This window comes from Frankia sp. CgJB1 (assembly GCF_977947065.1).
Window position 1 is genome coordinate 1 of record NZ_CDWTNB010000189.1, and the last position, 7,528, is coordinate 7,528.

Here is a 7,528-nt window from a genome sequence, read left to right on the forward strand (position 1 = left end):
GCCCAGCGCCCGCAGCCCGGCCGGGTCCGCTCCACCGAGCGGCGAGGTGAGCAGGGTGCGCGCCGCGTCGACGGTGAGCGCCCCGGCCGGATCCTCCGCGCAGCGCAGCGCCAGCAGGAGCAGGGCGGCGGCCGGCTCCTGGGCGACCGGCAGGTCGTCACCGTCGACGCTGACCGGAACGCCGGCGGCGGCCAGCACGCGGCGCAACCGGCCGATCCGCTCGGCCGCGCGGACCAGGACCGCCATCGCGTCCCAGGCGACGCCGTTCTCCAGATGCTCGCGACGGAGCAGGTCGGCCACCGACTCGGCCTCCGCGCCAGCGCCCGGGAACGTGCGGGCCTGCACCTGGCCGGCGTCGGCGTCGACGCGCCCGACGAGGTCACGGTGTGCCCGGATCGCGGCCGCCGGAAGCCCGGCGGCCGGGATCCGCCGGGCCACGTGCCGGCTCGCCGCCAGCGGGGCCGGGGCCATCCGCCGGCAGCGCCGCAGCGCGACGATCGGCGCCGGCTCGCCGTCAAGGCGGGGGAACCGGGCCGGGAAGCCCAGCAAGCCGGCGACCTCGGCCCCCCGGAAGGCGTAGATCGACTGGTCCGGGTCGCCCAGCACGACGAGGTTGCCACCACCGCCGGCCACCGCCCCCAGCAGGCGTTCCTGAGCCGGATCGGTGTCCTGGTACTCGTCGACGAAGACGTGCCGGTAGCGCCCACGCAGCCAGGCGCCCCCCTCGGCACTCTCGGCGACGACCACGGCCCGGTGGACGAGATCGGTGTAGTCGACCGCCCCCTCGAACCCGAACACGTCGAGGTACATCTCGTAGAACTCGGCGAGGGCGGCCCAGTCCGGGCGGCCGGTACGCCGGGCGAGCTGCACCAGCGCGACCGGTTCGAGCCCGACCTCGCGGGCGCGGGCCAGCAGCGCCCGCACCTCCTCGGTGAAACCGCAGGTGCGCAGGCAACCCACGAGCGGCTCGGGCCAGACCGGCCGGCCGTCCTCGCGGGAACCCTCAATGAGATCGCGCAGCCGACTGTCCTGCTCCGGGCCGGACAGCAGCCGGAGCCCGCCCGGCGGGGCCGGCCGCTCGTGCGCGCGCAGCAGCGCCAGGCACCAGGCGTGGAACGTCCACGCCCCGGGACCTCCGCCGGCCCCGCCCTCGGCACCGAGCCGTGCGATGATCCGCTCCCGCAGCTCGCCGGCAGCTCGCCGGCTGAAGGTGAGGACCAGGATCGACCGCGGATCCGCCCCGGCTTCGATCCGCGCGGCGACCGCCTCGACGAGCGTGGCCGTCTTCCCGGTGCCGGGCCCGGCGAGCACCAGCAGCGGCCCGCCGCCGTGCTCAACCACCGCGCGCTGCGCCGCATCCAGGACGAGCGGGCGCGGCGGCGCGACCGGGGCGGCGACCAGCCGGTAGCCGGGACGCGGGGCGGCGGGTGCGGGGGCAGGAAGGACGACCACGGGCAAAGCACATCACGTGGGTCCGACAACTCCGCCAACTCCGCCGGCCCCGCGGCGGGTCGGCGTCCGTAGCGGGTCGGCGGTGGGACCGCGGTGTGTCGACGACCGGGACACTCGGTCATCACCGGGACACTCGGGGGACCGGACACTCGGGGGACCTCTCACGCGTGCGCGTCAGGACATGGCAGTGTCCTCAGTCATGACCGAGTGCAGCGACAAGGTCGCGCTCCTGACCGGGGCGGGATCCGGCATCGGCGCCGCCTGCGCCCGCCGACTGGCGAGAGCGGGCGCCCGGGTCGTCGCCACCGACCTCGACGCGCACGCTGTCAAGGAGGTGGTGGCGACGATCGAGGACGGTGGCGGGGAGGCGCTCGCCCTGGAGGCGGACGTCACCGATCCCGACTCGCTCGAACGCGCCATCCAGGTCACCGTCGGCACCTTCGGACGGCTGGACCTGGCAGTGAACAACGCGGGAGTGAGCGCGGGGCGCGAGCCGGTGGAGAACACCCCGGCGCAGGACTGGCAGCGGGTGCTGGACGTCAACCTCTCCGGCGTCTTCTACAGCATGCGGGCCGAGATCACGGCGATGCTGCGCAACGGCGGAGGCTCGATCGTCAACATGGCCTCGGTGCTCGGGGTGGTCGGGTTCGCCGGGTCGGCGCCCTACGTCGCCGCGAAGCACGGGGTCATCGGGCTGACCAAGACGGCCGCCCTGGACTACGCCATCCGCGGCATCCGGGTGAACGCGGTGGCGCCGGGCTTCGTGGACACCCCGCTGCTGCACGCCAACGGCCGGCCGCGGCGCGGAGCCGCGCTGTTCTCGCCGATCAACCGACTGGGCACGGTCGACGAGGTGGCCGAGGTCGTCGTCTTCCTGCTGTCCGACCGGGCCTCCCTGGTCACGGGCAGCGTCTATCTGGCCGACGGCGACATGGCCGCCCGCTGACCGGGCCCGCGGGCGGTCAGGCCGGAGAACCGTCCCACCGGGCCGCGGCGAGATCGACCCGGTCGCCTCCGGGGCGCAGCGGCGTCCGGTCGGCGACGAGCCGGCGCAGGGCCTCGACCGGTGCGGCCGGGTTCGGTTCCCCGGTCGCCCGGATCACCCGGTGCCAGGGCACCTCGTCGCCGAATCGGGACAGCACGGCTCCGACCGTGCGCCCCGACCCGGCGCCGACGTACTCGGCCACGTCGCCATAGGTCATCACCTTGCCCGGCGGGATGCGCGCCACCGCGTCCAGCACCTCGAGGGCGTGCGGACCCGGCGCGCCGCCGAGCGAGATCCGGGTACCGAACCCGGCGGAGAGGCTCGCCGGCGGCGCGTCACGCCGGGCCCGCTCATCCAGGCTCCCCGTGGCTCGTCCAGGCTCCGTGGCTCGTCCGGCGCTCAGTAGACCGGCAGCGACTTGTCGACCTGGGTCGCCCACGCGGTCACGCCACCCTGGACGTGCACGGCCGAGGAGAAGCCGGCGCCCTTCAGCGTGGCGAGCGCGTCGGCCGAGCGCACCCCGGATTTGCAGTAGACGACCACCCGACGGTCCTGCGGCAGTTCGGAGAGGTGCGCGGGCAGGTCCCCCTTGGGGATCAGGCGCGCGCCGGGGATCCGGACGATCTCCCACTCGGCCGGCTCACGGACGTCGACGAGCTCGATCGGCTCGTCGGCGTCCAGCCAGCTCTTGAGCTCGCCCGCGGTGATCGTCGAGCCGGCGGCGGCCAACTGCGCCTCCTCCGAGACCGCCCCGCAGAACGCCTCGTAGTCGATCAGCTCGGTGATCGACGGATTCTTCCCGCACAACGGGCACTCCGGGTCCTTGCGGACCTTGATCGACCGATAGGTCATCTCCAGGGCGTCATACACCATCAGCCGACCGACCAGCGGATCACCGATCCCGGTCAGCACCTTGATGGCCTCGGTGGTCTGGATGGAGGCGATGGAGGCGCACAGCACACCCAGCACCCCGCCCTCGGCGCAGGAGGGGACCATGCCAGGAGGCGGCGGCTCCGGGTAGAGGCAGCGGTAGCACGGTCCGTGCTTGGCCCAGAAGACGCTGGCCTGGCCGTCGAAGCGGTAGATCGAACCCCAGACGTAGGGCTTGCCGAGCAGCACCGCGGCGTCGTTGACCAGGTAGCGGGTGGCAAAGTTGTCCGTGCCGTCGACGATGAGGTCGTATCCGCTGAAGATCTCCATGACGTTGGAGGCGTCCAGCCGGGTCTCGTGCAGGACGACGTTCACGTACGGGTTGATGTTGCGAACCGAGTCGCGGGCCGACTCCGCCTTCGAGCGGCCGACGTCGGACTGGCCGTGGATGATCTGACGCTGCAGGTTCGACTCGTCGACGGTGTCGAACTCGACGATGCCCAGCGTCCCGACGCCGGCGGCGGCCAGGTACATCAGCGTCGGCGAGCCGAGGCCACCGGCACCGACCGCCAGCACCCTGGCGTTCTTCAGCCGCTTCTGGCCGTCCACGGCGACATCCGGAATGATCAGATGTCGAGAGTACCGGCGGATCTCATCGACGGTCAGCCCCTCGGCGGGGTTGACCAGGGGCGGAAGGGACACGCTTGCTCCTCGCGTTCGGTGTCGTCCTTCGACGATGCCACAGCGCGACGCGGCCTCGCCGGATTTGGGCCATCCGCCGGGAGGTCCCTCATCACGGGTGCATGTCGGGCATTGCGACGGTCAGCCCTTCAGTGCAGCGCACGGCGTCCCCGGAGTGTTCCCGCGGCCGCCACACGGGTAGACCTCTTCCGAACCGCCGCACATACAGTGAGGAGTTGAGTGCAGTGTCCTTCACTGACAAGGTCAGGAACAAGGTGCAGGAGCTCCGCGGGCGGACCAAGGAACAGGCCGGCAAGGCCACCGAGAACCGGGACCTGCAGGCGGAGGGCCGGGGAGAACGCGGCGTCGCCGACCTCAAGAACGCCGGGGAGAAGGCGAAGGACGCCTTCCGTCGCTGACCGCCCTTCCGTCGCTGACCGCCCGGTACCCACCGGCCCCACGGCAACCAGCCCCACGGCACCTAACGGACCTGTTCCCTGCCGCCACCTGCCCCCGGCTCCCGCGCCGGGACCGCTCCTCAGGTCGCACGGGGACCGCTCCTCAGGTCTTCAGGCGGATCGCCGCGTCGGGGGCGTCTTCGAGGTCGGCGTCCTTGAGGCCGTCCTCGAGGAGGTGGTCTTGGCCGCGGAGGTCTTGGCGGGCGGCGTCTTCGTGGCGTTCGTCTTCGCGGTGCTCTTCGTCGAGGACGGCGTCTTCCGGGCGGTCGACCTCGTGCCCGGGGCCGACGAGGCACCCTTGACCGAAGAGGTACGGCCGCCCCGCAGCCCATCGGACGCCTCGTCACCGGACGCCTCGTCGGACCCCTTGCCGTCGGGCACCCTGTCGGTGACCCCGGCCGCCGCCTTGTCGGTGACCCCGGCCGCACCACCAGCCACGGCCGCTTCGCCGGGCCGTCCGGCGCGGGCGGCGGCGATGCTCGCGCGCAGCGCCGCCATGAGGTCGCCGACCGCCTCGCCGGCCAGCCCGCCCGGCGAGGCCACAACCTCGCGACCGGCGACCTTCGCGTCGATCACGGCCTGCAGGACCTCACGGTAGTTGTCGGTGTACCTGGTGGGGTCGAAGTCGGCTGCCAGGGTGTGGATGAGCGAGGCGGCCACCGACAGCTCCTGCGGGCGCACCGCGATGTCCTCCTCGAGGAACGGAAAATCCGGTTGCCGCACCTCGTCCGGCCAGACCATGGTCTCCAGGACGAAGACGCCGCCACGCACCCGGAGCGTCGCGAGCTGCTCGCGTTGCCGCAGGGCTATCTTCACCAGCGCGACACGGCCCGAGGCGGCCAGCGCGTCGCGAAGGAGAACGTAGGGTTTGGCGCCGGTGCGGTCGGGCTCGACGTAATAGCTCTTCGCGAAGTAGATCGGGTCGACCTGCTCCAACGGGACGAACTCCAGCACGTCGATCGCCCGGGAGGTGGACAGCGGGAGATTCGCGAAGTCCTCGTCGGTGAGTACGACGGTCTTCCCGTCCGGCAGCTCGTAGCCCTTGGCAATGTCGGCGTAGTTGACCTCGTCCCCATCGGCCTCCGCCACTCTCCGGTATCGGATACGAGACCCATCCGACCGTCTAACCTGGTGAAACGCGACATCCCGTTCCTGGGTCGCCGAGTAGAGCCTCACCGGGATGGACACCAGGCCGAAGGAGATCACGCCCTTCCAGGTCGCACGCATGTTCGCCCCTCACGTCACATACCCCTATGGTGTCCCACCGGAAGCCCACGAGTAAGCCAGACAGGCGAAAATCTTGAACCTATCAGCAGGCGAAAATCTCCAGGGCACCAGCCGCCCTGGAGACACGCCGGAGAACACCGATGGCCGGCGGGGGCCATATGTGTAGGAGGGCGGAACGTACCCAGGACGGGAAGCCTGGTGCGAGCGGGGCACGGAGCCGGGAACGGCGCGGGAGCCGGGAGTGGGATGAGTGACGGACACCACCGCCACGTCCGTGACGAGGCCGGCCCGGCCGATGGCGCGTGAGGACCACCCGTTCCGGGCACATCGCGATCCGGACCCTGGACAGGTTCGGATCGTCCATTTCCGGCGCCCGCCCCAGCGGGTCGCCGTAACGACGAGCGCAGGAGGACGTCCCCATGGAAGCACCCACCGACCTTCCGGCATCCGATCTCCCGATCGAGGCGCCCGACGCCGACGCCGTCGAGCAGGCCCGGGAGATACGTCCGGCCGACCCGGCGCCGTGCTGGCTACCTTCGGCACCACCCGTCGAGGCCGACGAGTACGACGTCGTCGAGCAGAGCATCGTGGTCGAGACCGACGAGGACGACGACTACCGCTGACCCGGCGCCACCCCGCGCGAGCGACGGGCAGGCCGGCTGGTTTCGTTTCGACGAACGCCGGCCGGTCGGACCCCGCGGGTACTGTTGACCGCATCAACCAGGAGGTGCGCCATCAGCCAGGAGGTGCGCCGGTGACCGCCGAGCCAGCCCCGCCCGACACACGACCGGGCAGGGCTCCCCGGCTCCCCCGCACCGCGCGCCGCTTCCAGCTTCTGGGAGCCGCCCGCGAGGTCTTCGTCGCCCAGGGCTACCACGCGGCGGCGATGGACGAGATCGCTGAGCGGGCCGGCGTCAGCAAACCGGTGCTGTACCAGCACTTCCCCGGCAAGCTCGAGCTCTATCTCGCGCTGCTCGACGAGCACGCCACCCAGCTGGTGACGAGCGTCCAAGACGCGCTCGCCTCCACCTCGGACAACCACGCGCGCATCGCCCGGTCCATCCGAGCGTACTTCGACTTCGTCAACGACCCCTCTGGGGCGCACCAGCTCGTGCTGGAGTCGGACCTGCGCAACGAGCCCGCGGTCCGCCAGCGCATCGAGACCGCCTTCGCCCAGTGCGTGCGGGCCATCGCCGCGACGATCGTCGCCGACACCGGGCTGCCCCAGGACGAGGCCGATCTGCTCGCGGTCGGGCTGGTCGGGCTGGCCGAGACGGCGTCGCGCTGGTGGCTGGTCCGCGGTGCCACCGTGGAAAAGGAACGGGCCATCGAGTCGATGGTGGAGCTGGCCTGGCGCGGCATCGGCGGCTACCCCCGCCAGGAGCACCGGGATGCCACGCGCACGAACACGGAGCCGCACGAGGAGGTGCCCCCCGCCGGCTGACGTCGTCCGGCGCACCGGGTGTACCGGGTGAGCGTTTGTCGGGTGAGCGGGTGTGCCCGGAGCGAACACGCCGCCCCTGCCGCGGTCGAGAAGTCCCGGAAGCCATAGTGTGGGCGGTGATTCAAGATCGGCGGCTCTCGTCCGCCGGCGGTAGGTCCGACGAAGGCGGAGGTCATCGGGTGGAGGTCAAGATCGGCGTCCGGCAGGTCAGTCGGGAGCTGGTGCTGGAGAGCAGCCAGTCCCCGGAGGCTGTCGCCGCGCTGGTGAATGAGGCGGTCAAAGCCGACAACGGGGTGCTGACCCTCGTCGACGACAAGGGCCGGCAGGTGATAGTGCCGATCGCGTCGCTGGCCTACGTAGAGATCGCCGCGACCACGACCCGACGGGTGGGCTTCGGCGCCGTCTAGGTCT

Annotated in this window: 9 protein-coding genes; 5 read left to right on the plus strand and 4 right to left on the minus strand. The window is 71.8% G+C overall.

From position 1 onward, the window contains the following. Positions 1-1,452: ATP-dependent helicase (locus AC08OT_RS17330; RefSeq protein ID WP_476603042.1), on the minus strand; the 1,452-nt coding region annotated here is incomplete at its 3' end. Between the two features lie 181 nt (positions 1,453-1,633). Here AC08OT_RS17330 and AC08OT_RS17335 point away from each other — a divergent pair. Continuing rightward, positions 1,634-2,398 (plus strand): SDR family NAD(P)-dependent oxidoreductase, encoded by a 765-nt coding sequence (locus AC08OT_RS17335; protein WP_476603043.1) that lies wholly within the window; start codon positions 1,634-1,636, stop codon positions 2,396-2,398. A gap of 16 nt (positions 2,399-2,414) precedes the next feature. Here AC08OT_RS17335 and AC08OT_RS17340 read toward each other — a convergent pair whose 3' ends face one another. Together AC08OT_RS17340 and moeZ are read right to left on the minus strand one after the other, a co-directional pair. Further along, positions 2,415-2,795 (minus strand): MGMT family protein, encoded by a 381-nt coding sequence (locus AC08OT_RS17340; protein ID WP_476603044.1) that lies wholly within the window; start codon positions 2,793-2,795, stop codon positions 2,415-2,417. Positions 2,796-2,836: 41 nt separating this feature from the next. Next, the gene (gene moeZ, locus AC08OT_RS17345; protein ID WP_462186500.1) at positions 2,837-4,009 is read right to left on the minus strand and encodes an adenylyltransferase/sulfurtransferase MoeZ; all 1,173 of its coding nucleotides are present in this window, start codon (positions 4,007-4,009) and stop codon (positions 2,837-2,839) included. Positions 4,010-4,233: 224 nt separating this feature from the next. On the opposite strand from moeZ, the gene AC08OT_RS17350 reads away from it, so the two are divergent. Then, a complete protein-coding gene (locus AC08OT_RS17350) occupies positions 4,234-4,407 on the plus strand; it encodes a CsbD family protein (protein WP_462186501.1) in 174 nt (57 codons plus the stop codon). Between the two features lie 150 nt (positions 4,408-4,557). Here the strand turns inward: AC08OT_RS17350 and ku are convergent, their stop codons facing one another. Next, the gene (ku, locus tag AC08OT_RS17355; protein WP_476592724.1) at positions 4,558-5,673 is read right to left on the minus strand and encodes a non-homologous end joining protein Ku; all 1,116 of its coding nucleotides are present in this window, start codon (positions 5,671-5,673) and stop codon (positions 4,558-4,560) included. Between the two features lie 419 nt (positions 5,674-6,092). On the opposite strand from ku, the gene AC08OT_RS17360 reads away from it, so the two are divergent. From AC08OT_RS17360 to AC08OT_RS17370, 3 genes are all read left to right on the plus strand, one after another. Further along, positions 6,093-6,296: a hypothetical protein gene (locus AC08OT_RS17360; RefSeq protein ID WP_476592725.1), complete on the plus strand. Its 204-nt coding sequence runs from the start codon at positions 6,093-6,095 to the stop codon at positions 6,294-6,296. Positions 6,297-6,427: 131 nt separating this feature from the next. Continuing rightward, positions 6,428-7,117 carry a TetR/AcrR family transcriptional regulator gene (locus tag AC08OT_RS17365; RefSeq protein ID WP_476592726.1) on the plus strand — a complete coding sequence of 230 codons (690 nt, stop codon included), beginning with the start codon at positions 6,428-6,430 and terminating at the stop codon, positions 7,115-7,117. A 179-nt stretch (positions 7,118-7,296) separates the two neighbouring features. Further along, entirely contained in the window at positions 7,297-7,524 is a 228-nt protein-coding gene (locus tag AC08OT_RS17370; protein WP_476592727.1) for a DUF3107 domain-containing protein, read from the plus strand. Positions 7,525-7,528: the final 4 nt, after the last annotated feature.

Excerpts from the sequence above, each read along its gene's own strand:
- ku (WP_476592724.1), bottom strand. The coding sequence starts at position 5,673 with ATGCGTGCGACCTGGAAGGGCGTGATCTCCTTCGGCCTGGTGTCCATC.
- AC08OT_RS17335 (WP_476603043.1), top strand. The coding sequence starts at position 1,634 with ATGGCAGTGTCCTCAGTCATGACCGAGTGCAGCGACAAGGTCGCGCTC.
- AC08OT_RS17360 (WP_476592725.1), top strand. The coding sequence starts at position 6,093 with ATGGAAGCACCCACCGACCTTCCGGCATCCGATCTCCCGATCGAGGCG.